The organism is Piscinibacter gummiphilus (assembly GCF_032681285.1).
GTDB classification, from domain to species: Bacteria; Pseudomonadota; Gammaproteobacteria; order Burkholderiales; family Burkholderiaceae_C; genus Rhizobacter; species Rhizobacter gummiphilus_A.
Genome location: NZ_CP136336.1, coordinates 3,058,023 through 3,082,597, shown reverse-complemented (window position 1 = coordinate 3,082,597; position 24,575 = coordinate 3,058,023). Strand labels below are relative to the sequence as shown.

Annotated in this window: 21 protein-coding genes; 13 read left to right on the top strand and 8 right to left on the bottom strand. The window is 68.9% G+C overall.

The window, feature by feature from the left end; genetic code table 11:
* The first annotated feature begins 32 nt into the window (after positions 1-32).
* From RXV79_RS14340 to RXV79_RS14320, 5 genes are all read left to right on the top strand, one after another.
* Positions 33-1,352, top strand: a complete 1,320-nt coding sequence (locus RXV79_RS14340) for a DotU family type VI secretion system protein (protein WP_316698402.1) — start codon at positions 33-35, stop codon at positions 1,350-1,352.
* Complete coding sequence (gene tssM / locus RXV79_RS14335) at positions 1,349-4,945, top strand: type VI secretion system membrane subunit TssM (RefSeq protein WP_316698399.1); 3,597 nt, start codon at positions 1,349-1,351, stop codon at positions 4,943-4,945. The genes RXV79_RS14340 and tssM overlap by 4 nt, the downstream gene beginning before the upstream one ends.
* Positions 4,927-5,658, top strand: coding sequence for a type VI secretion system-associated protein TagF (gene tagF / locus RXV79_RS14330; protein WP_316698396.1), 732 nt, complete (start codon positions 4,927-4,929; stop codon positions 5,656-5,658). The genes tssM and tagF overlap by 19 nt, the downstream gene beginning before the upstream one ends.
* A gap of 38 nt (positions 5,659-5,696) precedes the next feature.
* Positions 5,697-7,628 (top strand): protein kinase domain-containing protein, encoded by a 1,932-nt coding sequence (locus tag RXV79_RS14325; protein WP_316698394.1) that lies wholly within the window; start codon positions 5,697-5,699, stop codon positions 7,626-7,628.
* Between the two features lie 85 nt (positions 7,629-7,713).
* Positions 7,714-8,490 (top strand): hypothetical protein, encoded by a 777-nt coding sequence (locus RXV79_RS14320; protein WP_316698392.1) that lies wholly within the window; start codon positions 7,714-7,716, stop codon positions 8,488-8,490.
* A 53-nt stretch (positions 8,491-8,543) separates the two neighbouring features.
* Here RXV79_RS14320 and RXV79_RS14315 read toward each other — a convergent pair whose 3' ends face one another.
* Complete coding sequence (locus RXV79_RS14315; RefSeq protein ID WP_316698390.1) at positions 8,544-8,987, bottom strand: hypothetical protein; 444 nt, start codon at positions 8,985-8,987, stop codon at positions 8,544-8,546.
* Positions 8,988-9,091: 104 nt separating this feature from the next.
* Complete coding sequence (locus tag RXV79_RS14310; protein ID WP_316698388.1) at positions 9,092-9,784, bottom strand: hypothetical protein; 693 nt, start codon at positions 9,782-9,784, stop codon at positions 9,092-9,094.
* Positions 9,785-9,931: 147 nt separating this feature from the next.
* On the opposite strand from RXV79_RS14310, the gene RXV79_RS14305 reads away from it, so the two are divergent.
* Positions 9,932-12,157, top strand: coding sequence for a helicase-related protein (locus RXV79_RS14305; protein WP_316698386.1), 2,226 nt, complete (start codon positions 9,932-9,934; stop codon positions 12,155-12,157).
* A 413-nt stretch (positions 12,158-12,570) separates the two neighbouring features.
* On the opposite strand, the gene RXV79_RS14300 is transcribed toward RXV79_RS14305, so the two are convergent.
* The 4 genes from RXV79_RS14300 to RXV79_RS14285 form a co-directional block, all read right to left on the bottom strand.
* Positions 12,571-13,140, bottom strand: a complete 570-nt coding sequence (locus RXV79_RS14300; protein WP_316698383.1) for an OmpA family protein — start codon at positions 13,138-13,140, stop codon at positions 12,571-12,573.
* A gap of 71 nt (positions 13,141-13,211) precedes the next feature.
* Positions 13,212-14,021, bottom strand: a complete 810-nt coding sequence (locus RXV79_RS14295) for a PP2C family protein-serine/threonine phosphatase (protein WP_316698381.1) — start codon at positions 14,019-14,021, stop codon at positions 13,212-13,214.
* A gap of 9 nt (positions 14,022-14,030) precedes the next feature.
* Entirely contained in the window at positions 14,031-15,905 is a 1,875-nt protein-coding gene (gene tagH / locus RXV79_RS14290) for a type VI secretion system-associated FHA domain protein TagH (protein ID WP_316698379.1), read from the bottom strand.
* 126 nt (positions 15,906-16,031) lie between these two features.
* The gene (locus RXV79_RS14285) at positions 16,032-16,961 is read right to left on the bottom strand and encodes an NAD(P)/FAD-dependent oxidoreductase (RefSeq protein WP_316698376.1); all 930 of its coding nucleotides are present in this window, start codon (positions 16,959-16,961) and stop codon (positions 16,032-16,034) included.
* A 78-nt stretch (positions 16,962-17,039) separates the two neighbouring features.
* Here RXV79_RS14285 and RXV79_RS14280 point away from each other — a divergent pair, with 78 nt between their 5' ends.
* The 7 genes from RXV79_RS14280 to RXV79_RS14250 all read left to right on the top strand — a co-directional run bounded on the left by RXV79_RS14280 (position 17,040) and on the right by RXV79_RS14250 (position 23,119).
* Positions 17,040-17,300: a hypothetical protein gene (locus RXV79_RS14280; RefSeq protein ID WP_316698374.1), complete on the top strand. Its 261-nt coding sequence runs from the start codon at positions 17,040-17,042 to the stop codon at positions 17,298-17,300.
* 434 nt (positions 17,301-17,734) lie between these two features.
* On the top strand, positions 17,735-18,244 hold the full coding sequence (locus RXV79_RS14275; RefSeq protein ID WP_316698372.1) for an outer membrane beta-barrel protein: 510 nt from the start codon (positions 17,735-17,737) through the stop codon (positions 18,242-18,244).
* A complete protein-coding gene (locus RXV79_RS14270; RefSeq protein ID WP_316698371.1) occupies positions 18,244-18,783 on the top strand; it encodes a hypothetical protein in 540 nt (179 codons plus the stop codon). The genes RXV79_RS14275 and RXV79_RS14270 overlap by 1 nt, the downstream gene beginning before the upstream one ends.
* Position 18,784: 1 nt before the next feature.
* Entirely contained in the window at positions 18,785-20,155 is a 1,371-nt protein-coding gene (locus RXV79_RS14265; protein ID WP_316698369.1) for a hypothetical protein, read from the top strand.
* A complete protein-coding gene (locus RXV79_RS14260) occupies positions 20,152-21,261 on the top strand; it encodes a hypothetical protein (RefSeq protein ID WP_316698367.1) in 1,110 nt (369 codons plus the stop codon). Before RXV79_RS14265 ends, RXV79_RS14260 begins: the two co-directional genes overlap by 4 nt.
* A gap of 17 nt (positions 21,262-21,278) precedes the next feature.
* On the top strand, positions 21,279-21,548 hold the full coding sequence (locus RXV79_RS14255) for a DUF2277 domain-containing protein (protein ID WP_316698364.1): 270 nt from the start codon (positions 21,279-21,281) through the stop codon (positions 21,546-21,548).
* A complete protein-coding gene (locus RXV79_RS14250) occupies positions 21,545-23,119 on the top strand; it encodes a caspase family protein (RefSeq protein ID WP_316698363.1) in 1,575 nt (524 codons plus the stop codon). The genes RXV79_RS14255 and RXV79_RS14250 overlap by 4 nt, the downstream gene beginning before the upstream one ends.
* A 10-nt stretch (positions 23,120-23,129) precedes the next feature.
* Here the strand turns inward: RXV79_RS14250 and RXV79_RS14245 are convergent, their stop codons facing one another.
* A complete protein-coding gene (locus RXV79_RS14245) occupies positions 23,130-23,306 on the bottom strand; it encodes a hypothetical protein (RefSeq protein WP_316698361.1) in 177 nt (58 codons plus the stop codon).
* 3 nt (positions 23,307-23,309) lie between these two features.
* Positions 23,310-24,575 (bottom strand): TIGR02270 family protein, encoded by a 1,266-nt coding sequence (locus RXV79_RS14240; protein WP_316698359.1) that lies wholly within the window; start codon positions 24,573-24,575, stop codon positions 23,310-23,312.

The following is a 24,575-nucleotide window of genomic DNA, read 5'->3' as shown; positions in this document are numbered from 1 at the left end:
CCTGACACCACAAACCGACACAAAAGCCTGCGATGAGCAACCCGACACCGGACGACCCGTTCGCCGACATCGACACCGGCCGCACGTTCATCATGCCCACGCCCGGCGGGCGCGCCGCGGCCCCGGCGCCCGCGGCGGCCATGCCGCGCATGGGCGCGTCGGGCGCTGACGTCGCCGCCGACATCGGCACGCCCGAGAGTGGCCTGAACCCGCTCGTCGCCCTTGCCAACCCGCTGCTCGCGCTCGTGCCGCAGGTGCGCGCAACCACCCACCTCGCCGACCCGGCCGCGCTGCGCGAGTCGATGGCGCAGGGTGTGCGCGAATTCGAGGCGGCCGCCCGCGCCAAAGGCATCGCGCCCGAGCGGGTGCTGGCCGCGCGCTACATCCTGTGCACGCTGCTCGATGAAGTGGCAGCCACCATGCCCTGGGGCGCCTCAGGTCAGTGGGGCCGGCACAGCCTGCTCGCGATGTTCCACAACGAGACGGGCGGCGGCGAGAAGGTCTTCCAGCTGATGGCCAAGCTGGCCGAGAACCCCGCTGCCAACCGCGATCTTCTCGAGCTCATCTACGCCGTGCTTTCGCTCGGCTTCGAAGGCCGCTATCGCGTGCTCGATGGTGGCAAGGCGCAGCTCGAAGCGGTGCGCGAGCGGCTTGCGCAGATCCTGCAGAAGGAGCGGGGCGCCTATGCGCCCGCGCTCGCGCAGAACTGGGAAGGCGTGAAGCCCAGCAAGCGCAGCATGCTCACCTGGCTGCCGCTGTGGGTCACGGCCGCCGTGGTGGCGCTGCTGCTGGTGGCCATCTACAGCCTGCTCGCGTTCAAGCTGAGCGGTGAGTCCGACCCGGTGTTTGGCCGCATCCAGGAGCTGAGGCTCAACCCGCCGCAGCCGCCCGTCAAGCTGCCGGCGCCCAAGCCGCGCCTGGCGCAATTCCTCGTGGCCGACATCAAGGGCGAGCAGGTGCAGGTGCGTGACGAGGTCGATCGCTCGGTGGTCACCATCCGCGGCGACGGGCTCTTCGCACCGGCCAGCGCTTCGCTCACGGCCGACCGCGAAGCGCTGATGAAGCGCATCGCCGAAGCCTTGAAGCAGGTGCCGGGTGCGGTGGTGGTCACCGGCCACACCGACAACGTGCGCATCCGCACCGCGAGCTTCCCGTCGAACTGGCACCTGTCAGAGGAGCGGGCCAAGACCGTGCGCGAGATCCTCGTCGGCAACGGCCTGCCCGCCGACCGTGTGCGCGCCGAAGGCCGCGCCGATGGCGAGCCCGTGGCCACCAACGACACGCCCGCCAACCGGGCCCTCAACCGCCGAGTGGAGATCACCTTGTTCGTGACGCGCGGAGCCGGATCATGATCAAGAAGATCCTCGGCATCATCTTCAACCCCTGGGTCTTGCTGGTGCTGGGCCTGCTGGCCCTGTCGCTCGTCATCTGGATCGTGGGCCCGCTGGTGGCCATCGGCAACTGGCGGCCGCTCGAAAGCACGACCGCGCGGCTCGTCTTCATCGGCCTGATCGTGCTGCTGATCGTGCTGCGCCAGGTGTGGAAGCTCGTCGCGTCGCGCAAGAGGAACGACAAGGTGGTCAACCAGTTGCTCGCGCCGGCCGCGACCGAAAGCGCGGGCGATGCCGAGCTGAAGACGCTCAACGAGCGCTTCACCAAGGCGCTGCAGACGCTCAAGACCGCCAAGTTCGAACAGCCGCAGGGCGGCATCTCGGGCCTGTGGAGCGGGCTCTCCTCGCGCGTGGGCAAGCGGTACCTGTACGAGCTGCCCTGGTACGTGATCATCGGCGCGCCCGGCTCGGGCAAGACCACGGCGCTCGTCAACTCGGGGCTCAACTTCCCGCTGGCGGCGACCTCGGGCGAACATTCCATCAAGGGCGTGGGCGGCACCCGCAACTGCGACTGGTGGTTCACCGACCAGGCCGTGCTGATCGACACCGCCGGCCGCTACACCACCCAAGACAGCCACAAGGACACCGACGCGAAGGCCTGGGCAGGCTTCCTCGACCTGCTCAAACGCAGCCGCCCGCGCCAGCCGCTCAACGGCGTGCTCGTCACCGTCTCGGTGACGGACCTGCTCACGCAAAGCGCCGCCGAGCGCCAGCTGCACGCCGCCACCGTGCGGGCCCGCCTGCAGGAGCTGCACCAGCACCTGGGCATGCGCTTCCCGATCTACCTGCTCGTCACCAAGACCGACCTGCTGTCGGGCTTCATGGAGACGCTCGGTGACGTCGACAAGGACACGCGTGCCGCGCCGTGGGGCTTCACGTTCAAGCTCGACAAGCAGCAGCGCACGGATCTGTCGGCGTTCAGCGCCGAGTTCGATGCGCTGGAAAAGCGTTTGACCGATGGCCTCATCGGCAAGCTGCAACTGGAGCGCGACGCCGGCCGCCGTGCGCGCATCTACGCCTTCCCGCAGCAGTTCGAGGCCCTCAAAGGCTTGCTGAGGGATTACCTGGAGCAGGTCTTCTCGCCCTCGCAGTTCGAAGCCCACCCGCTGCTGCGCGGCGTGTACTTCGTGAGCGGCACGCAGGAAGGCACGCCGATCGACCGCATGCTGGGCCGCATCGCGCGCACGTATCGCCTCGAGCGCACCGTCGTGCCGCCCAACCAGTCGAGCGGCAAGAGCTACTTCCTCCAGCGCCTGCTGAAGGAGGTGGTGTTCTCCGAGAGCGGGCTCGCCGGCACCGACCTCAAGTGGGAACGCCGCCGCGGCTTCCTCGCGCTTGGCGCCTATGTGGCCATCGGCCTCGTGAGCGCGGCCGTCGTCACCGCGTGGGGCATCAGCTACTTCGGCAACCAGCGCTACGTCGACAAGGTCGGCCTGGCCGCCGAAGAGGTGAAGAAGCTCGTGCAGGCCACGCCCAATCGCAACTCGCCCGACGTACTGGTGCTGCTGCCGGCGCTCGAAGCCACGCGCGACCTGGCGCGCGCGAGCATCGGCGACTCGGTGCCGTGGTCATTGGGTTTCGGCCTCTATCAGGGCAAGAAGCTCGACGCCGCCTCGCAGCAGGCCTACCGCCGCATGCTGATCGACGCCGTGCTGCCGCGCATCGCGCTCGGCATCGAAGAGCAGCTCAAGACCGGCAACGACAACCCCGAACCGCAGTACGAGGCGCTGAAGGCGTACATCATGTTGTACGACCCCGAGCGCTTCGACCCCAAGGCGCTCAAGCTCTACGTCACCGCCGAATGGGAGCTGACGCTGCCTCGTTCGGTGACCACCGAGCAGCGTGCCGCGCTCGAATCGCACCTCGATGCACTGCTGGCCGAAGGCGCGGTCGTCTCGCCGTTGCCCGAAGACAAGAATCTCGTGGCGCAGACCCGCGCGCGGCTCGTGGCCACGCCGCTCACCGAGCGCATCTACCGCCGCATGAAGCGGCAGGGCCTGGGCGCGGAGTTCCCCGACTTCACCGTCGTGAGCAAGGCCGGCCCCGGCGCGCCGCTCGTGTTCACGCGCGGCAGCGGCCAGCCGCTGACCAAGGGCGTGCCGGGCTTCTTCACGCACGACGGCTACCACAAGGGCTTCCAGCGCGAGGTGGAGCGGGTGTCTGGCCAGCTCGCCGACGAAGAAAGCTGGGTGCTGGGCGTGACCGACAGCAAGCGCCAGGATGCGTTGAAGAACATGGACATCAAGCTCCAGCTCAACGACGAGGTGCGCCGCCTCTACCTCACCGAATACGCCAAGACCTGGGAAGAGTTCATCGCCGACATCAAGATGGTGAAGACCTCCAACCTCGCGCAGGCGGTGCAGATGGCGCGCGTGCTGTCGGCGCCCGACAACCCGCTGGTGCCGCTCCTGAAAGCGATGTCGCGCGAGACCACGTTGCGCCAGGGCAAGGACGTGGTCGGGACGGTGGAGGCCAAGGCCCGCGATGCGCTGCAGAAATCGCGGGACGACCTGATGCGCCTGCTCGGGAATCGCGGCGGCATCCAGCCGGTCGAGCCGGGGCAGGCGATCGAGAGCATCGTCGACGACCGCTTCATCGGCCTGCGCCAGATGGTGAGCTCGCCCGACGGAAAGCTGCCGGCGCCGGTGGACGGCACCATCGCGCTCATCAACGAGGTCTACACGCTCCTGATCGCGGCCGACACGGCGGTGAAGGGCGGCAACGTGCCACCGCCGTCCGAAGTGCCCAACAAGGTGAAGGCCGAGGCCTCGCGCCTGCCCGAGCCCGTGCGCTCGCTGCTCAACACCTTGTCGGTGAGCGGCACGTCTGCCGCCTTGGAGATCACCCGCAGCAACCTCGGCCAGGCGATCAACACCGAGATCGGCGAGTTCTGCCGGCAGGCGGTGGCGGGGCGCTACCCGTTCGCGCGCAGCAGCCAGCGCGATGCGACGCCGGAAGACTTCGCGCGGCTCTTCGCACCGGGCGGGCTCTTCGACACCTTCTTCCAGAAGAACCTCGTCAGCTTCGTCGACACCTCCACCAAGCCGTGGAAGTTCAAGAGCGTCGACGGCGCGAGCATGGGCACCGACAGCTCGACGCTGCTGCAGTTCCAGCACGCCGCGATGATCCGCGAGACCTTCTTTCGCGGCGGCGGCAACCAGATCAGCGTGCGGCTCGACTTCAAGCCGATCGAGATGGACGCGACCATCACGCAGTTCATCCTCGACGTCGACGGCCAGCTCGTGAAGTACGCGCACGGCCCGCAGATCCCGGCCACCGTGCAGTGGCCCGGCCCGCGCGGCAGCTCGCAGGTGCGGGTGCAGATCACGCCGGTCACGGCGAGCGGCGCCTCGGGCCTCGTGACCGACGGGCCGTGGGCGCTCTTCAAGATCTTCGACAAGCAGCAGATCGAGCCGGCGGGTGGGCCCGAGCGGTGGAAGGCGACGTTCAACGTCGACGGCCGCAGGGCGCAGTTCCTCGTGACGACCAGCAGCGTGCGCAACCCGTTCAGGCTGCCCGAGCTGGAACAGTTCTCATGCCCGGGGAGACTGTGAACGAGGCATCGCTGCTCGACCTGCTCGCCGGCACCGGCGTGGAAGCGCCCGGCTGGTACGGCAAGCTCGCGATGCTGGGCGACTTCGCCAGCCGCCGGCTGCCGCAAGGCTTCGTCGACCTGTGCGACCAATGGCTTGCACGCGGCATCGAGGCGAGCCAGGCCCAGCTCGGGGCCAACTGGCTCAACGTCTACCTCACCGGCCCCATCTGGCGTTTTGCCTGGGCGCCGGGCGTGGCCGATGAGCAGTGGTGGCTGGGTGTGCTGATGCCGAGCGTCGACAAGGTCGGCCGCTATTTCCCGGTCGTGATCGCCCGCAACATGCCGGCGCTGCCCGGCACCGCCGAGGGGCTCGGTGCGCTGGAGGCCTGGTATGGCCACCTCGGCGCGGTCGCGCTGAGCAGCCTGCGCCCGGGCGCCACGCTCGAAGAATTCGAATCCACCCTTGCGCGTGCACCGGCCATCGGTGAAAGCGCGCATGTGGCGCCGGCTGCCGCGCAACTCCTCCCCGGCCGGGTGAGGCACACTCTGCCCGGCGCCGCGTCCTTGTCGACCTGGGCCCAGGGGATGCTGGTGGCCGATGCCTTGCAACGCTACGCCCGCCACAGCCTCTGGTGGCCCGACCATGCCGCGTCGCCCGACAACAGCCTGAGCGTGGCGCAGGGTCTGCCCGCCGCTCAACATTTCTCGGAGTTGCTGGAGGGTCGTTGGTGAGTTCTCCCGTTCCGCCCGACAAGACGGAAACACTGAACATGGGCAACCGAACGTCGGCGACGACTTCCGTGGCGGGCGCCGGCATTGAGATCGACGGCAGCGGCAATGCGCTGCCACTGGGCCACCGCCTGCAGGAATACGTGATCGAGGGCCTGATCGGCGAAGGCGGCTTCGGCATCGTCTACCTTGCACGCGACACCCAGCTCGGCCGCGTAGTCGCGCTCAAGGAATACATGCCCTCGTCGCTCGCCAACCGCGACGGCGAGCACCAGGTCTCGGTGCGCTCGATGCGCCACCGCGAGACCTTCGAACTCGGCCTGCGAAGCTTCGTGAACGAAGCGCAGCTGCTCGCCTCGTTCGACCACCCCTCGCTCGTGAAGGTGTACCGCTTCTGGGAGCAGAACGGCACCGCCTACATGGTGATGCCGTACTACCAGGGCCCGACGCTCAAGCAGTGGCTGGTGGAAAACGGCGCCCGTGCCGACGAGGGCTGGCTGCTCTCGCTGCTGCACCCCGTCATCGACGCCCTGGAGGTGATGCACCACGAGCGCTGCTATCACCGCGACATCGCGCCCGACAACATCCTGCTGCTGCAGCAGGCCGCCACGCAGATCGGCCGCCCGCACGCCGTGCGCCCCGTGCTGCTCGACTTCGGCGCCGCGCGCCGCGTGATCAGTGACGCGACCCAGGCGCTCACGGTCATCCTGAAATCAGGCTACGCGCCCATCGAGCAATACGCCGAGTCGACCTCGATGAAACAGGGCGCCTGGACCGACGTCTACGCGCTCTCGGCCGTGCTCTACGCCGCCATCACCGGCCGCGCGCCGCTGCCCTCCGTGAGCCGCATGGTGACCGACGACATGGTGCCGGCCGTGCAGGCCGGGGCCGGGCACTACACGCAGGAATTCCTCGCCGCCATCGACCTCGGTCTCTCGGTGCGCCCCGAACACCGCCCGCAGGACATGGCCGCGCTGCGGCAGCTTTTCAGCTATGGCGCGGGCACGCCATCGACGGCATCGGCCGCCATGCGGGCGGCGCCGGTAGCCGATGCGGCGCTGGCCGACGACGGCGCCACGGTGGTGCTGGGTCCGGCCACGGTGGCCCCGGCGGTGACCGTGCAGGCACCACGGCCGAGCCCACCGCCACCCGCCACCTCGTCCAGCCAGCACGCACCAACGCCCCGGCCCGACGCACCCGTGCCGCCGATCAAGCTGCTCAACCCCGATCCCGCACCACCAGCGTCGCGCACCGGCCTGTGGGTCGCCAGTGGCCTGGCGCTGAGTGCGCTGGCGGCAGCGGGCTGGTGGTTCGGCCTGCGTGACCCGGCGCCGGCTGCGCCACCGGCCATCGACCCCAGCGCCGCTGCGTCGCCCGCCGTGGCCCGTGTCGAGCCGCCTGCGTCTCCGGCCTCGGCCGTCGTGGCACCGCCTCCGGCGGTGGCTGCCACCCCATTCGGCATCGTCCCGGCGCTGCAGGACATCGTGCGCCAGGCCGACCCGCTGTTGGGCGTGAACGCGCTGGCCGACAAATCGGCCATCGTCATTGGCAAGGACCGCCTGCAGTTCCGCGTGAAGGCCTCGCAGTCGGGCTACGTCTATGTCTTTCTCGGTGGCACCGACAAGGGCCACATGTACCTGCTGTTCCCGAACGCCATCGACCGCGACAACCGCATCGAGGCCAACAAGGAACTGCAGCTTCCCCGCAAGGGCTGGCAGATCACCGCGGGCGGGCCGCCCGGCACGAACCACATCGTGACGATGGTGTCGCGCCTGCCGCGCGATTTCTCGCAGGCGGGCCTTCGTTCGTCGAAGGACGACATTCCCGAGTTCGACCTGGCCCGGGCCGAGCAGCTGTGGGCGGCGCGCACCGGCCGCGACAACCCCTTCGTCGGCCAGGCCGTGTGCCCTGCGCAGGGCGCGTGCGACACGACCTACGGCGCCACGCTCCTCACCATCGACGAGGTGCGCTGAAGCGTCGGCATCCGGCCGGGTGTGTGGATTGCTCAGGGTGTGGCAGCGAACACCCGGTGCCTCGGCACCCAGAGCAGGAAGACCCATGAACGGCAAGACTGACGGCAAATCGGTAAATGGTGCCGGGGCCGAAGAGCCCTGGCTCGGCTCCTACTGGTCACTGGCCGTCTTCATCGCCGCGGAACTGGCCATCGGCGCAATGGCGGTGCGTCTCACGTCCACGCCGCCACCGCAGCAGGTGCGCGCGGCCACACCTGCAGGCGTCGAATTTCCGGTTGCTTCGGCTTCGCGTGTGCCCGCCACCCAGGTGGAGCAGGTGGTGCAGTGGGCGGTGTCGGGCGATGCCGGGGGGCGGCCCTTCGTCGTGGTCGACAAGCCGGGTGCCCACGTGCTGGCCTTCGACGCTCGGGGCCAGCTCTTGCAGCGTGTGCCGGCGCTGCTCGGCTCGGCCCTCGGCGACGACAGCACGCCTGGCATCGGCGACAAGCCGCTGTCGCAGATCAAGCCCGAAGAGCGCATCACGCCGGCCGGCCGCTTCGTCGCACAAATGGGCGAGACACTCACCGGCGAAGACGTCGTGTGGGTGGACTACGACGCCGCGGTGTCGATGCACCGCGTGCGCGTGGTGAAGGAAAGTGAGCGCCGTTTTGCGCGTCTCGCCTCCGAGACCACCGACGACAACCGCATCTCCAACGGCTGCATCAACCTGCCCGTGGCCTTCTACGAGCAGGTGCTCAGGCCGATGGTGGAGGCGGGGCCGACGGTCGTGTACGTGCTGCCCGACCAGCGCACGTTGCAGGAGGTGTTTGCCCGCAGCGTGAGCAGCCGGCCCGCCCAGGCTCCGCGCCAGCCGGTGCTCTGATCGGGCATGAAAAACGGGCCCGCAGGCCCGTTGAGTGATCTCCACCGAAGCGCTTAGCCACGGTCGGCGCGCGCCGGCAGTTCGCTGCTGGACGAGCTGTCCATCGTGCTGCTGCTGCTCGAGGTGTCGCTGGACGGAGAGGTCGTGGTGGAGCTGCTGTCCATCGTCGACGAGCTCGACGAGGACGAGTCGGTGCTGCTGCTGGTGCCCACGTCAGGCGTGTTGCGCGAGCCCATGCTGCCCGAGCCTTCCTGGCGCTGTTCAAGCGTCGGGGTGGCGGCAGCGCCCGGGGTTGCCGAGCTGTTGCCTTCGTTGGCCGGAAGGGCCGAGTTCTGCGGGTTGTTTTCGGTCGACGGGCGCGCCTCAGGGGCGGATGCCGCGTTGGGCGAGTTGCTGTTCGGAAGCGAGTCGCTCGTGGTCTGGGCGATGGTCACGCCTGCGGCGCTCACCATGGCGATGACAGCGGCGATGCTCAAGGTCTTGGATACGTCTTTCATCTTTGAAACTCCTTTGCCCGAAACGAAGGTCCCGGTGCAGAAGCTCGGGCAACGCTCGTTCCAAACCAGGGGTTTCCACGGACGAAATCCGTGTCGGACGATCCTTACTTCACCAGCATCACCCGCATGCCCAGGGCGCGGCCCGCGGGGCGGTCGAGCACCTGCACCGTGGCCTCGCGTGCCTTGAAGCCTTCGGGCAGCGGCTGGCTGCCGCTCACGACCTCATGCGAGGTGAACGACAGCGGCACCGGCTTCAGCGCCACGGTGGCCTGGGGGCTCTTGGCGGAACTGCCGACCACCTGCAACTGCAACACACCCGTGGTGGGCTTGTTGCCGGCGCGGTCGCGTGCGAGCACCACGTCGTAGACGAGCGACCCGCCGCGTACGGTGAACTTGCCGGCGCGCACCTCGACCGTGCCGCCGCGAGGGTCGGGAGGCAGGGCCTCGACGGTGGTGGCGAGGTCCTGGTTGAGCCGCTCGATGCGTGTGCGGCTGCCGGCGAGTTCGTCTTGCAGCGCCTTGTTCTGGGTGGTGGTGGTGGCGAGTTTCCGCTCAGCTTCGCCAAGGGCTTCCTGCAGGCGCTTGCGCTCGGCTTCGGTGGTGTCGTAGGCCGTGCGCAGCTTGGACGACTCACTCGCCGACAGGCGTGGCGGGAGGTAGCGCTCCTGCACCACCAGCACGCCCGCGACACCGACCGCCACGCCACTGAGCAGGAGCACCAGCCAGCGGGGAGGGCGGCCACGCTTGCGCCGGTGGCCATACGACTCGAGCACCACGGGTTTTGATCGACCGAACATGCAGAAAATGTCTTGGGTTCACAGGGGGAATGAAGGGTACAACCATCACCCTCGTCCCGCGAATCCGGCTTTGAAACACGTTGTGCCGCAGGGTCGCCGTGGGAGTGCGGGGCGCCGCCCCGGTACGATGTCGCCCCTCGCCCTGCCATGTCCGAAGCCATACTGAACCTCCCCAACCCCCGGCATGCGCGCCGGGTGCCGCCGCACATCGACAAACAAGCCTTCGAGCGCATCCGGCAGGCGGCCTACCTGCTGCCGCAGGTCGTGAAGCCGAGCGACTACGAAGGCGAGCGAGGCGCCGAAGTCGAAGCCCGCCTCGACGACCAGGGCCTCGTGCTGCTGCAAAAGGCGGTGTCGGGTGCGCGGCCCAGCCGCTGGATCGCCCCCGAGCTGATGGACATGGCGCTGCGGCACCTCGACGCCGTGGGCACCGGGCCCGACGTGCGGCAGGCGATGCTCGACCGCACCGCCGAGCTCGATGCGCTCGGCATCTCGCGCGAAGGCGCCAGCTGGTCGCGCGTGGTGAGCCACGTGCTCAAGCTCGCCGAGCCCGGCTGGCAGGTGCCGGTGCTGCACCACGTGCCGGTGCCGGCCGATGCCGTCTGGGCCTACTACCGCAGCGGCGACCAGGACGCCCTGCGCGAGGCGCTCGGCCCCACGCCCGACTACCCGCACGCGCAGGCGCTGCAGGCGCACCTCGACCGCCTCGTGGCGCGCAGCCGGGTGCACAGCCCGGGCCATCTCGATTCCCTGTTGCCGCGCCTGCAGTCGGAATGCGCTCTCACCCACGCGACCACCAGCCCCGAGGTGGTGGCCGACGCCTGCACGCGCGCCCAGGAGCGCTGGGCCCATCGTGCGCGCGAACTCGAAACGCTCGAAGGCCTGAACCACGAGCTGGCCTTCCAGGGCTACCCCGACACCTTCGAACTCGCACGCCAGCTGCAACGCAGTGTGACGCTCTATGTGGGCCCGCCCAACAGTGGCAAGACGCACGCGGCCTTCGAGCAGCTCGCACAGGCGCACAACGGCGTGTACCTCGCGCCCTTGCGGCTGCTGGCGCTCGAAGGGCGTGATCGCCTGGTGGCGCGCGGGGTGCCGTGCTCGCTGCTCACGGGCGAGGAGAACCAGCCGGCGGACCATGCGCAGGTGGTGTCGAGCACCATCGAGATGATGGCCACGCGCATCCCGGTCGACGTGGCGGTGATCGACGAAGCGCAGATGATCTTCGACCCGTACCGCGGCTGGGCGTGGACGCAGGCCATCGTCGGCGTGCCGGCCAACGAGGTCATCATCATCTGCTCGGCGTTTGCGGTGCCGGCAATCGAGAACCTGCTCGGCCTGTGCGGCGAGCGCTGCAGCGTGCGCCATTTCGAGCGCAAGCAGCACGTGGAGCTGCTGCCGCACCCGGTGACGGTGTCGGCACTGAAGCACGGCGATGCGGTGGTCGCCTTCAGCCGGCGCGATGTGCTCACCCTGCGTGACCAGATCTCCGCCAGCGGCCACCCGGTGTCGGTGGTCTACGGTGCATTGCCACCCGAGGTGCGCCGCCGCGAGGCCGAGCGTTTCGCCACCGGCGAGTCCCACATCCTCGTGGCGACCGATGCCATCGGCATGGGGCTCAACCTGCCGATCCGGCGCGTGCTCTTCAGCACCATGACCAAGTTCGATGGTGTGGCCGACCGCACGCTCGACGAATCCGAGGTGCACCAGATCGCCGGGCGCGCCGGGCGATTCGGCATCCACGAAGAAGGCTTCGTGGGCGTGCTAAAGGAAGCCGAGCCCAATGCTGCGAAGGTGCTGAAAGACCTGCTCGGCAAGCAACCAAGGGCCCCGCGCCACTTCAAGGCGCCGGTGGCGCCCAACGGGTGGCATGTGGACACGATCGCGGCGCGACTGGGCAAGACACGCCTGCGCGAAGTGCTCGATGTGTTCATGGAGCAGCTGCGGCTCGACGATGCGCACTTCGCGGTGGCCGAGCTGGAGCAGATGCTTAACCTTGCGGCCGAGCTGGATCGGGTGGCCTCGCGTCTGTCGCTCAAGCAGCGCTTCGTCTATGCGCAGGCGCCGGTCGATACGCGGGCCGAAGGGCAGGTGGTGGAGTTCCTGGAATGGGCGGGGGCGCATGCGCTCGTGGGCAAGGCGGGGAGGCCATGGTTCCTCGATGCGGTCGATGGGCACAGCCGCCTGGATCGCATGGAGCAGGCGCTGCGGTCTTGCACGCTGTGGTTGTGGCTGGATCTGCGCTTTCCCGGTGTTTACGGGCACGTGGAAGAGGTGCATCTGCTGCGTGAGTCGCTCAACGCGGGGATCGAGCGGCAGTTGCAGGGGCAGAGGCCGTTGGCGCAGATGCGGAGGGGGATGCGGCGGAGGTGATGCACTGCGTGGGTGGCTTTGCCGGGATTTCGCCCCGGCGGGCGAGTCCCTTTTCTTTGCTTGCCCAAAGAAAAGGAACCAAAAGAAAGGGCACCCCGTTCGCTCGGTCGGCCTAGGGCCGACTGCTCTGCGCTGCTCGGTCTTGGGGTGTCGGGCAGAACTCACTCCGCGAGCTTCGCTCGCTGCGTTCAGACAGCTGCCCGAAGTCAGTTCACGAAGCGTGCTTCGCACGCCACCCCAAGCCCTGCGCTGCTCGACGGCTCTCAAGGGCCCCCGGGAGACCCTCGCCCGCTTCGCGGGCCTCGTACTCTCGGCTCGCTTCGCCTCGTGCTTGAAAGGGGGCGCAGGGCGCTCCCGCCACCGTAGGTCGGCCGCCGGGCCGGGACCCGGCAACCCGCCACGCAGTCAAAAACTCAAGGCTGATTCGTCACGATCGTCACCCGCCGATTCTCCGGCGCCGCTACGACCTTCTTGTTGAGCAAGTCGGTGTCCCCCTTGCCCTCTGCCTTCAGCCGATCAGCCGCGATGCCGTGCTGAGCCATCAGGTACTCCCGCACGCTCTCGGCACGCTGCTGCGACAGCAGCATGTTGGCGTCGGAATTCCCGCGCGGGTCCGCGTGCCCTTCCACGTTGAAGGTGTAGTCCGCCAGTCGGTCGTTCTTGAGCGCGGCGGCTACCACGTCGAGCTGCTGCTTGGCGTTGGAGGTGAGTTCGGCGGAATTGGTCTCGAAGGTGATGAGCAGCGAAGCGCTGGCCTTCTTCTTCGGCGCGGCCAGCACGCCGGCGCTGTTGTCGCGGCTGACCTTCAGGCTGCGGGTGAGCACCGGGGCGGGCTCGGGGGTGAGGGCGTCCAGCAGGTTGGCCTCGGTGACCTTGTTGCCCTTGAGCAGCGTGGTGCTCTCCTGCGCCCAGGGCGAGGCGCACAGGGTGGCGGCCAGCAAGGTGGCGACGAGCTTCAAGGCGGGGCGGGGGGTGGTGCGCATGGCGATCTCCTGCGGGTCTTCTGACGGTCTGGATATTGAACGAAACGGGGCCTGCGTGAAAGCGACCAAGGTCACCCGGCCCCCGGAGGCAGCGGCCCGGGCACGGTGTCACCCCAGAGGCTGTTGAGCCGGGTGGTTTCGGCCGGGTCGCCCACCCATACCGCGATGGCGCTGTAGTTGTCTTGTCGCGGGGTCGCGTGACGCTCGATGTGCTCGGCCATGCGCTGCAGCCAATCGGCGGGCGAGGCGGCCACGGCGAAGTGCGCCTCGATGTCGCGCGGGCCGAAGTGCTCCCACCAGCCATCGCTGCACAGCAGGAACGCATCGCCGTCTTCGACAGGTGCGGCGCGCTCGGTGGTGTTGGGCTCGATGCCGCCTTCGGTGCCCATCGCGGCCAGCAACTGGTTCTTCTTGGGGTGGTTGAGCGCTTCTTCTGGGGTGAGGTAGCCGGCCGCGACCATCTGCTGCACGACGCTGTCGTCTTGCGTCACGTGCAGCACGCGGCCGTGGCGCAGAAGGTAGAGGCGCGAGTCACCCACGTGCGTCCACAGCGCCTCCTCGCGCCGCGTGTCGATCCAAAGGGCGACGAGCGTGGCGTGCATGCGGTCGCGTTGCTGTTTCTCCTGCTGCTGCACCACCGCGTCGTGTGCCTGCAGCACGAGCTGCGTGAGCTCGCCGGGTGAGGCCTGGACGGCGTTTTGCAGCGCATGGGCGGTGAGGCGCACCACCAGGTCGGACGCGATGGCGCCGCCCTTGTGGCCGCCCGCGCCGTCGGACAGCACGGCGTACCAGAACGGCCCGTTGTGCCCGTGGCGCAGGTCGTCTTCGTTGTGGTTGCGCCCACCCACCTCGCTGCGGGCGGCGATCTCGATCTCGAGCATTCGCACGGGTCAGACGGAAGGGTGGCGCGCCTGGTCGAGGCGATCGAGCTGCTCTTCGTAGGCCTCGACGAAGGCCTTGCCGAAGAGGTCGTGGAAGTCTTCCTGCGCGTCTTCGCGGATGCGCTTGTAGTGCTGCAGGTACAGCTCCCACAGCTTGGCGCGGCGGTTCATCGGCAGCACGCTGTCGAGCACCGAGTTGCCGGCGAGCTTGTTCTCGAGCTTGCCGGGCTCGAACTTGTCGAGCACGCCGGTGAGCGCCGCACGCATGCCGGCCATGGTGCCGATGGCGTGGCCGAGCAGGTCGTCCATCACGTCGTTCACCGCCACCGGGCCCATCATGAAGCCGCGCATGGGCGGCTGGAGCAGCTGCTCGATGGCCACGCCGGCATCGGGCGAGAACTTGAGCGGGTTGTTGTTGCGCGCCTGGATGGTGGTCACGTCGGCCTTCATCTCCTGCTTGGCCGCGGCGCGGATGTGCACGAGCTTGATGGTGCCGTCGATGGCGTGGTGCATCACCTGGCCGATGATCTTCATCATCTCGGGCGTGAGGCCCTGCGGCAGCTTGATGTTGACACCGGCGCCTTCGCAGAAGGCGGCCCACAGCGCGTCGGGCGGTGCCGATGGGCCTGCGGCGGCGGGTGCCTGCGGGGCGGTGGCAGGTGGGATCTCGTCGAGCGGCGCATGCGCCGAGTCGAACACCAGGCGCGAGGGTTTCACGCCGGGCACCGTCTCGGGATCGCTGCGCGGTGCGGGCGGGGGCGGTGCCTTGAAGAGGCTGGCGGCTGGCGCGGGCGCGGGCGCCTGAACCGGAACTGGTGGCGCTGGCACCGGCTTGGGTGCCTGCACGGCCGGAGGCACGTAGGCCGCGCGCAGCTCGGGTGTGTGGTTCGAGGCGGTGGGCGCGGCCGGTGCTGCCGGGGCCGACGCGGCGCCGCCGAACATGGCCATCGGGTCCTTGTTGTCGGGCGGCGCATCCTTCGCGCCCGAGGCCGGCGTGGCCAGGAAGCCAGCCAGCGGGTCGGCGCCGGGCGAGGGCGCTGCGCCCAGGCCGAACATCGCATCGAGGCTGCTCGACTGCGCGGGCGGCGAGCCGATCAGGTCGCCGAGGCCCAGGTCGGCGGGCAGGGCCGACGGCGGCGTGGGCGCGGCAGGGCTGCCAGCCATGAAGCCGGCCAGGCCCGTCTGCGCGGGGCTGGCAGTCGGCGCCGGGGCGAGGTCGGCGAAGGGGTCGAAGTCGTCGGGCAGGCGCACGGCCACCGGGGCCGGTGTGGGCGCCGGGGCGGGTGCTGCAGGGGCCGGCGGTACCGGCGTGCGCACGTGCACGGCGGTGGTCGGCGGGTTGGCCGGCTGGCCGCCCAAGAGGCCGGCGAAAGGGTCGTCGGCAGCGGGTTTCACCGCGCTGCCCAGCAGGTCGGCGAAGGGATTGGAGGCGCTCGTCGTGCCGGCAATGGTGGCGCCGCCCAGGGACGAGCGCGGGCGTGGGTTGGTCTTGCCTTCGGTCGCCGACGACTTGATCACCGTGCGCGGGTCGACCGCCACCGGCTGCGTGGCGGCGGGGTCGACGGCCGCGCCGAGCGTGGCGCGCATGCTGTAGCTGCCGACCACGATCTCGTCGCCGTTGGCGAGGTTGGTGCCTTCGCCCGGGTTGATGGGGCGGCCGTTGACGGTGATCGCGTTGGCGCTGCCGACGTTGCGGATGGAAAAGCCGCCGTTGCTGAACCACACCTCGGCCTGCAGGCGCGAGATATGACGCTCGGGGTCGGGCAGGCTCAGGGTGTTGGTGTCTGAGCGGCCGATGGTGCCGCCGCGCTCGTCGAAAAGGCCGGTGATGGCCTGAGACAGGGTTTCGCCTTTCAGGGTGTGCGCGCGGATCACGAGATGCATGAGAGCTCCAAGGGACGGGCTGCCGGCTTCGGGCGTGGCGGCCCCACAGTTGCGTTTATCCGGGTTGGGGCCAAGACCCGCAATGAACGAAAGTCATGCGGCGCCTGTGCATGGCCGTGCGGCCGGCTATCGGCCGTGGGCGGAGGGCAGGCCGAGCGAGAGGTGGATGGCTGAGGCTGCGATGGCCGCGGCGCCCACGGCGACGCTGATCTGGTTGAGACCGCTGGCCACGTCGCCCGCGGCGAAGAGGCCGGGCACGCTGGTCTGCTGGTGCTCGTCGACGACGAGGTAGCCGATCGCGTCGGTGGCCGCGCCGAGTGCGGTCGCGAGCCTCGACCGTACCTGCACGCCGAAGGCGGAGTAGAGGGCGGCGTAGACGCGCAGCTCGTCGCCGAAGCGGACCTGCACTCCACCGTCGCACAGCGCGAAGGCGTGGGGGTGCGCCTGTGCCACCGCAATGCCGGCCTCGGCCAGGCGGCGCAGTTCGTCCGCCGGAAGTACCGCCTCGCGGTCGGAAAGAAAGACGGTCACGTCGTCGGTGAAGTGGCGCAGGTAAAGCGCCTCGCGCACGCCGGCCACGCTGCGCGTGAGCACGCCCACCGGGCGACCTGCGGCCTCGAAGCCGTCGCACACCGGGCAGAAGCGCAGCACGCCTTCGCGCAGTGCGGTGGTGGCCTCGGGCAGGCTGGGCCAGATGTCGTCGACGCCGGTGGCGAGCAGCACGTGATGGGCCTGGATTGGCGCGCCCAGAGACTCGCCGTGCAGCGTGAAGCCGGTGTCGCTGCGCTCCAGCGTGTCGACACGACCCTCGACGGTGTGAACGGGGTAGCGCTCCGCCTGGCGCCGCATGTGGGCGAGCAACTGCGCGCCCGAGATGCCATCGGGAAAGCCGGGGTAGTTGCGCGACAGCGGAATGGTGCTCGCGCGGCTGCTTCCCGAGTCGACGAGTAGCACACGCCGCCGGAAGCGCGCGAGATAGGTGGCCGTGGTGAGACCCGCCGGTCCACCGCCAATGACGGCGGCGTCCCAGAGGGGGGAGGAGGGCGCGTCGGCCATGGAAGGTTGAGCGCCTCCTGAGCCGTCGCTCAGCCGCGGTCGGCGCGGGCCGGCAAGGTGCCCGAGCGGTTGCTGCGGGTGTCGCTGGTTCCGGTGCCCATGGTGCTGGGGCTGGTGCCGGTGGTGCCCATCGTGCTGGAGTTCGTGCCGGTGCCCGTGCCCATGGTGCTCGAGCTGGTGCCCGTGCCGGTGCTCGTGCTGCTGGGATCGGAAGACGTGCCACCCATCGTGCCCGTGCCGGTGGTACCGGTCGAAGGGCTGGTGCTGGTCCCGGTGGCGCTCGTGCCCGAGGAGCCCGGGTTGGCCGCTGCGCCGGACGTGCCGTTGGGCGAGCCCTGAGTGCCAGGGGTTGCGGTGCTGCCCGTGCCGCCGGTGGAACCGCCGGCGGTCCCGCCCGTGCCCGACTGAGCGTAGCTGAGGCCCATGGCCAGTGCAGTGGCGGCTGCGGCGATGACGGTGAGTGTGGATTTGAACTGCATGGTGAAGTCTCCGTAGACGGGTTTGAGGAAGCCGCGCTGCGGCTCCACCCCTCGGGCAATGGGTGTGCCCGATGTTCCACCCCGGTGACAGGACCGCCTGCGCACATGCCATGGCGCTTCTTGCCGCAAGGGCCCACGGATTACCTTTGTCACGTTGCCGCGCGGAGGGCCGATGCGACACTTTCGCCCGCAGTCGACCACCACCCACGAGCGCACCTGCCTGCCGGCCGCGAGGCCCCACGACTGCAAGGCCTGTCTGCAAGCAGCCCGCGCTCCGACAGAGGGACACACCCCATGAAGAAGAAACTTGCACTGTTGGCCGCAGCGGTCGCGCTGAGCGCCACCGCCGTGTCGGCGCAGGCCCAGGAGAAGCGCAACGCTGTTTCGCTGTTCGGCAACATCACCTCGTCCAACGACTATTCGACGGCCAACGTCAACGGCACGTATGAACGCCTCGTGACCGACAAGCTGTCGATCGCCGTCGGCGCCACCTACACCAAGTTCGAGTTCGGTGGCTTCGACAGCACGAGCCTCGGCATCACCGCAGGCGCCACCTACTACATCGGCCGGCCTTCGCAGGCGTCCAACATGCTCTTCTACGGCAAGGGCATCGTGGGCATCACCCGCGCCGAAAGCCCCATCGAGAGCGACACCGGCAACACCATCGGCATCTTCGCCGGCCTGGAGCAGCCGCTGAGCGAAGCCACCAGCCTCTTCGAGGAACTCGGCTACCAGCGCACCGACGTCTTCAACGACACCCGCAACGAAGTGGTGTTCAACATCGGCCTGAAGATCCGCTTCTGATGGACACGCCACGCATCCTCGCCATCGGGGCATTCGCCGGCATCCTGGCAGCCTGTGGATCGACCCCACCGGCCTCACCCTGGCCGGCCTGGGTGTTGCAGCCCGATGCTGGGGGCGGCGTGGCGGCGGCCGAGTGCGTCGAGTCCAGCGGCAACCTGTCGCTGGACCGCACGCAGGCGGCGGCTGCCGCACGCGTCACGCTCGCCCGCAACCTGGAAGTGAACATCCAGGCAAGCGACGAGCTGGTCGCGTCCAAGACCGGCGCTCAGGCGTCGCAGACCTTCCGCTCCAACGCCAAGTTGCTGAGCGAGAAGGCCCTCACCAACACCCGCGTCTCGCGCCTCGAAGAAGTCTCTGCCGGCAAAGGCAAGTGGCTGTGCGCAGAGGTGACGCTCGACTCCGCCGGCACCCGCAGCCTCGTGAAGGAGGCCGTGGCCAAGACCAACACCACCGCGTCGGCCGACGTGGAGGAGATGCTGCTGCAGCAGTTCCGCCGCCGCTCGGTGCCGTCGCAGGTGTCGCAGAAGAACGTGCAGTGACGTGACACACAACCGCTTGTTCGGCGCGCTGGTGGTGGCGCTGGTGTGCCTGGCGGTCAGCCCCTTTGCATCGGCCGCCTGCAAGGTGATCGGCGATGGCGACACCGCCCCGGCGTGGACTTCGCCGCAAGCGCCAGAAGACGCGGCGACCGTGAGTGCCGTGGGCTCCGCCAGCATCGATGGCGACCGCCTGCCCGAAGCATTGGCCGCAGCGCGAACGATTGCGCTCAAGGAGCTGGCCGAGCGCATCCGCGTGTCGGTCAGTTCGAGCGTGAAGCTCAACGACAGCAAGGTGAGCGAGGGCGGCAAGCAGGTGCTGCGCTCGTCCATCGAATCGGTGGCCGAGGCCACCACCAACGTGACGCTGCAGAACGTGCGCGCCGACCAGCAATGGGTCGATGCGCGCCGCTGCCAGGCCTGGGTGCGGCTGTCGATCGGCCGTGCCGATTTCGAGCGCGCGCGCAAGCGCGACCTGCTGATCGGCCTGTCGAAGCAGGTGGGCGCGATGCTCACGCTGGCCGAAGACGCGACCAAGCCTCTCGTGCAGCGCGAAGGCTCGGCAGCGGCTGCCGCAGCGCTGCTCGGCAGCAACGATTTCCGCGACGTGCCCGAGGTGCCGGTGGCGGCGCTCAGGTCGCGCCTCGGGGGCGTCGACAAGATGCTCGCGAAGATGAAGCAGGACGAAACCCGCCTGCTCGGCCTCGCGCAGTCGCACGTGCAGGCCTATGCGGAGTTCAAGAGCGCGACCAACCCTGTCGAGCGGCTCGAAGCTGCCGGCCGCGCGCTGCGCCCGCTGCGCACGCTGCTGGCGGCGTCGTGGGTGCCCGACGAATCGGTGATCGGCTTTGCCGCGCAGCCGCGGCTGGTATCGCTGCTCAACGAAGCCGGCTACCCGTGCCTCGCACGCAAGGCGGCCAACGAGGCGCAGGGGTGTGCGCCCGAGGCATTGGCGCAGGAGCGGCAAAAGGAATACTTCGCCGGCCGGCAGGTCACACTCAGCTGCAGCCTGCGCCTCGCGGGCAAGGCCGAGCCGTGGGTGAAGGCGTGTGCGTCGCTCGGCGAGTCGCTCGCGAAGCTCGGGGCGCGCACGCAGGTCGCATCGGCTGCTGCCAAGCCCGTGTCCGGGGTGACGCAGATCCGCCTCGACGCCGAAGGCCGCATCGGCAAGCGCCAGGACCCGGACGACAAGTCCACCGGCTACCGCTTCGAAGGCGCGGTGAAGAGCCAGGTGCGCGGGCTCGACAGCCCCATCGACGACACCTACCAGGCGCTCACCGGCTGGAACCCGGTGTCGGACGCGATGGCCACCGACATCCTGGCATTGAGCGCTGCGAAACGATTGGTCGAGCGCATCGGGCAGAGCTGGCAATGAAACGACTTTGGGCCGTCCTCGCGTGTGTCTTCATCACCGGCCTGGCCGTGGCCCAGGAGGGCACCAAGGTCTCCGTCGCCGCCTACATGAGCGACGCGAAATACGCGGCCTATGAAAAGGTGGCGCAGGCCCGTGCCGAAGAGCTGCTCAACGATTCCAAGTACGTGGTGCTCGACGAAGCCAAGGCGCGCCAGCTCAAGAAGGGCTGGGTCGACCTCGCCGACCCGGGTCATGTGATCACCGCCGAAGAGTTCGTGAAGCGCGCCGGCAAGTACGACATCGAAAAGATCGTGCGTGTGGGCGTGAGCGTGAGCGTGAAGCCGGTGCTCGGGCTTTTCTACACTGCCACCGCCACGGCCGAGTTCCGCTTGGTCGACAAGTCGGCCAAGGTGCAAACCTTCACGCTCAACGAGATGGGCACGCGCGGCGTGCCGCCGTCCGACGGCCTGACCGAAGGCGCGGCCATCAGCAACGCGATCCAGCGCGCCATCGACGGTGCCGCCCAGCGCGCCGGCCTCACGGTGGTGAGCCCGGCCTTGCCCAAGGGCGTGCCGCTGGTGCTCGAAGCGGTGGCCAGTGCCCCGCCCGAGACGGAGCTGGCCCCGGCCTCGGCAGAGGTAGCAGAAGCGCCCTGGGTGTCGGCGGTGAAGCTCAACAAGGAAATGTGGCGCGGCGAAGACAAGGCCTGCGTGGCCGTCTCGCCAGACGGGCAGGTGGGCGCGGTCGGCGGCTACACCTGGGCGGTCGACCGGCTTGGCGGCCTGAGCCGCACCTACGGCGGCCGGGTGCACCTGGTCGACACGGCCGCCGCGCAGGAATTCAACCTGCACACCGTGCACCCGGTGGGCAAGCGCGAGTCGGGCGAAGACGGCACCTCGGCACCCATCGCCTGCGGCTTCATCGGCAACTGGCGCTACCTCGTGGTGGCCACCGGCAACGTGCTCTCGTGCTACGACGTGGAGCGCGGCGCCGAGACCTGCCGACTGAAGCTTGCCGGCGCACCCAAGCAGGCACAGCTCAGCGTCGGCCGTGTGGGCAACGGGGCTTATGTCGCCCTGCAGACCGACAAGGCGAAGACCTATTACCGTGTGGTGGTCGCCAAGTAGTCGCCGGAGCGTTCCGCATGTGCCGCAACATCAAGACCTTGTTCAACTTCGAGCCGCCGGCCACGGAGCTCGAGATCCGTGATGCCTCGCTGCAGTTCGTGCGCAAGCTGTCGGGCTTCAACCGGCCCTCGCAGGCGAACGAGGCGGCGTTCGACAAGGCCGTGGAAGAGGTGGCCCAGGCGGCGCGCGTGCTGATCAGCTCTCTCGTCACGACCGCACCGCCGCGCGATCGCGAGGTGGAAGCCGAGAAGGCAAAGGCGCGCTCGGCCGCGCGATTCGGCACGTGAGGCTCGTTGCCCGCTGCTTGCTGGCGTTCGTCTGCCTGGCTGCAGCCGGTGGGGCGTGGGCGCAGAAGCGCGTGGCGCTCCTGATCGGCAACTCCGCCTATGCGGTGGCCCCGCTCGTCAACACGGCCAACGACGCGGCCGACCTCGCCACGGCGTTGAAGTCACGGGGCTTCGAGACGGTGGTGGCCCTCAACACCACCAAGCGCGACATCAACTCGCGCGTGCGCGCCTTCGCCGACCAGATCACCCCCGGCACGGTGGCGCTCTTTTACTACGCCGGCCACGGCATGCAGGTGCGTGGGCGCAACTACATCCTGCCGGTCGACGCCAAGGTGCAGAGCGAAGGCGACGTGGTGGAGCAGGGCGTGGAGATCGACGCCGTGTTGCAGCGCCTGGAGGGCAAGGGCGCCGCGATCAACCTCGTGATCCTTGACGCCTGCCGCAACAACCCCTTCACCTCGGCCAAGGGCTCGGGGCTGGCCGCGGTCGATGCGCCCAAGGGCAGCCTGGTCGCCTTTGCCACCTCGCCCGGCAAGGTGGCGCTCGACGGCAAGGGCCGCAACGGCGTCTACACCAAGCACTTGCTGGCCAACCTCAATGCCCCGGGCATGCGGGTGGAAGACGTCTTCAAGCGTGTGCGCGTCGGTGTCACCGAAGAGTCGCAGGGCCAGCAGGTGCCCTGGGAGAACACCTCGCTCACGACCGATTTCTATTTCATCCCGCCGAGTGGCGACACGGCGACGCCGGGTGCGCCCGACGCGGAGCAGCAGCGCCTCCAGATGGCAATCGCCACCCGCAACAAGGCCGAGCTGCGCAAGTACCTGGAACTCTCGCCCACCGGCCGCATGCGCACGCAGGTGGCCGCGGCCTACGAGAGCGTGATCGCCGCCGAGCCCACGCGCAGCGCCGTCGAGCCGAGCTATGTGCGCGACTGCCCCGACTGCCCGCGCATGGTGGTGCTGGGCAAGGGATCGAAGGCGATTGGCGCCTTCCCCGTGACCGTGGCCGACTACGAGCAATGCGTGCGCGCCAAAGGCTGCGAGAAGCGCGACGTGGGCGAATTCGGCGTCGACAAGCACCCCGCGATCAACGTGAGCTGGCACGACGCGGTGAAGTACACCCAGTGGCTGAGCCAGCGCACGAAAGAGAAGTACCGCCTGCCCACCGAAACCGAATGGGCCGAGGCGGTGGAAGCCGGCCGCTACGTCGGCGAAGGCAGCACCCGCCAGCTGGTGCCCTACGTCGAATGCCGCTCCGGCAACGGCTACGACCGCTCGGCCGCGCTGGTGGCGGGCTTCCCGTGGCGCGAGTCGGCGTGCAACGACGGCTTTCCGCAGACCTCGCCAGTGGGTGTGTTCCTGCCGAACGCGATCGGCATGTACGACTGGGCGGGGAACGTGTGGCAGTGGACGTCGACCTGCGCCGTGGCGGGCAAGTCGCCGTGCGAGAAATACGTGCTCAAGGGCGGCAGCTGGGCCTCGCCGCTGACCGCGCTCACCCCGCAGGCGGTGCTGAGTGCGGAGCCCACTCTGGCGGGCAGCACGATGGGGTTTCGGGTGTATCGGGAATAGCGCTTGAGGGTCAGCGCGCCTGGCCGAACCAGAGCCACAGGGCGACGAGCGAAAAGATTGTCCCGACGATGAACCAGGTGCGTGCCTGGGGCACGAGTGCACCGGCCTGAACGGCGCGCCAGGTGGCAAGCAACAGGAACAGTGGCCCCAAGATGGCGAGGATGGTCTTGGCGTCGATGTTGGGCATGGTTCAGTTTCCCATCTTCGCCAGCAGGCGCTCTTGCCGCCATGCGGGTGCCGCAACGTTAAACAGCGGTGTACCGGGCTTCAGCAAGCACAGGTACTCGGCGGCGGCGGCGCGTTGACGCTGGAAGCCGTTTTTCAGCACCGAGAGGCAATGCGCCAGCGTCGGCTGCTCGCCGACGAAATAGCGGGTGCCGGGGCGGAACCGAGATCCGTTGGCCTGCCACCAGGCGCTGATCTTTTCCGCGTCGGGCCAGGGCAGGCTGTCGTCTTCGTCCATGGCCACATCGGCATCGGCGGGGTCGTCGTTGGGACCGAAGACCGCTTCCTCGGGCGGCTTCATGTCGAGATCGATGTAGGCCAGGTCCGCGCCGGTGATCATGCTGAAGGCTTCCCCGGCCAGCCGATTGAGCTTGAGGTCGGCCATCTGCTTGATGAGCCAGGGAACGTAATGCGGGTCGCCGCTGATGCCCGTGGCCGTGATGAGGACCCGGATCTGTTTGGCGTCCCGTGCGAGTTCCTTGAGCAGGGCGTGCGCCTGATCGGCCGTCTGCAGTTTCAACAAGACACGCAGCGCCTCCAGACCCAGCGGGGCCGGCCCTGATGCAAGCGCGTGGAGCTTGGTGATCGCAGTCGCACGGTCGCCCAGCAAGACAGCGGCACGTGCCGCTGCCAGCCGAAGGGCAAGATCATCAGTGATCTGCAGCGTGTCGAGGCACTGCCCCAACAGATCGCGCAGGCCCAGGTGACCCGCGATGCGGGTGGCGAGGCGCGCCAAGGCGGGCTCCACCATCGCAGCTCGCAAGGCCTGGCTGGGGTCGACATGGTGGGCCGCGCAAGCCGACAGGCCGATGCCGCGCAGAAAGCCGTTGTCCGATGCGAGCAAACTCGTGGTGATGCCGCGCAGCGCCGAGGGTGTGACCCACCCAAAGGCCGACACCAGGCCAGAGCGCACTCGTGGAACGCTCTCGGCGACGGCCATCAGGCGGCCGAGGGTGTCGGTGTCGCGCGCATCGATGGCCTGCACAGCCAGCGTGAAGACGACGCCTGGGTTCGGCTCGGCGAGCGCCGCACGGCACATGTCGATCCCGGGCGCACCTGCGACGGCGACACCATCCAGGCTGGCGGCCAGGCGATCGTCGAGACGGCGCAGATGGCGCAGGCGCACGTGTGGCGCACGTACCAGGACCGAACGGGTTGTTCTCTGCGCGATCGCGTCGTCGACGTGCTGCTGCACGACGACAGAAACCGGAGGCCGGGCGTAAGTCGGCAT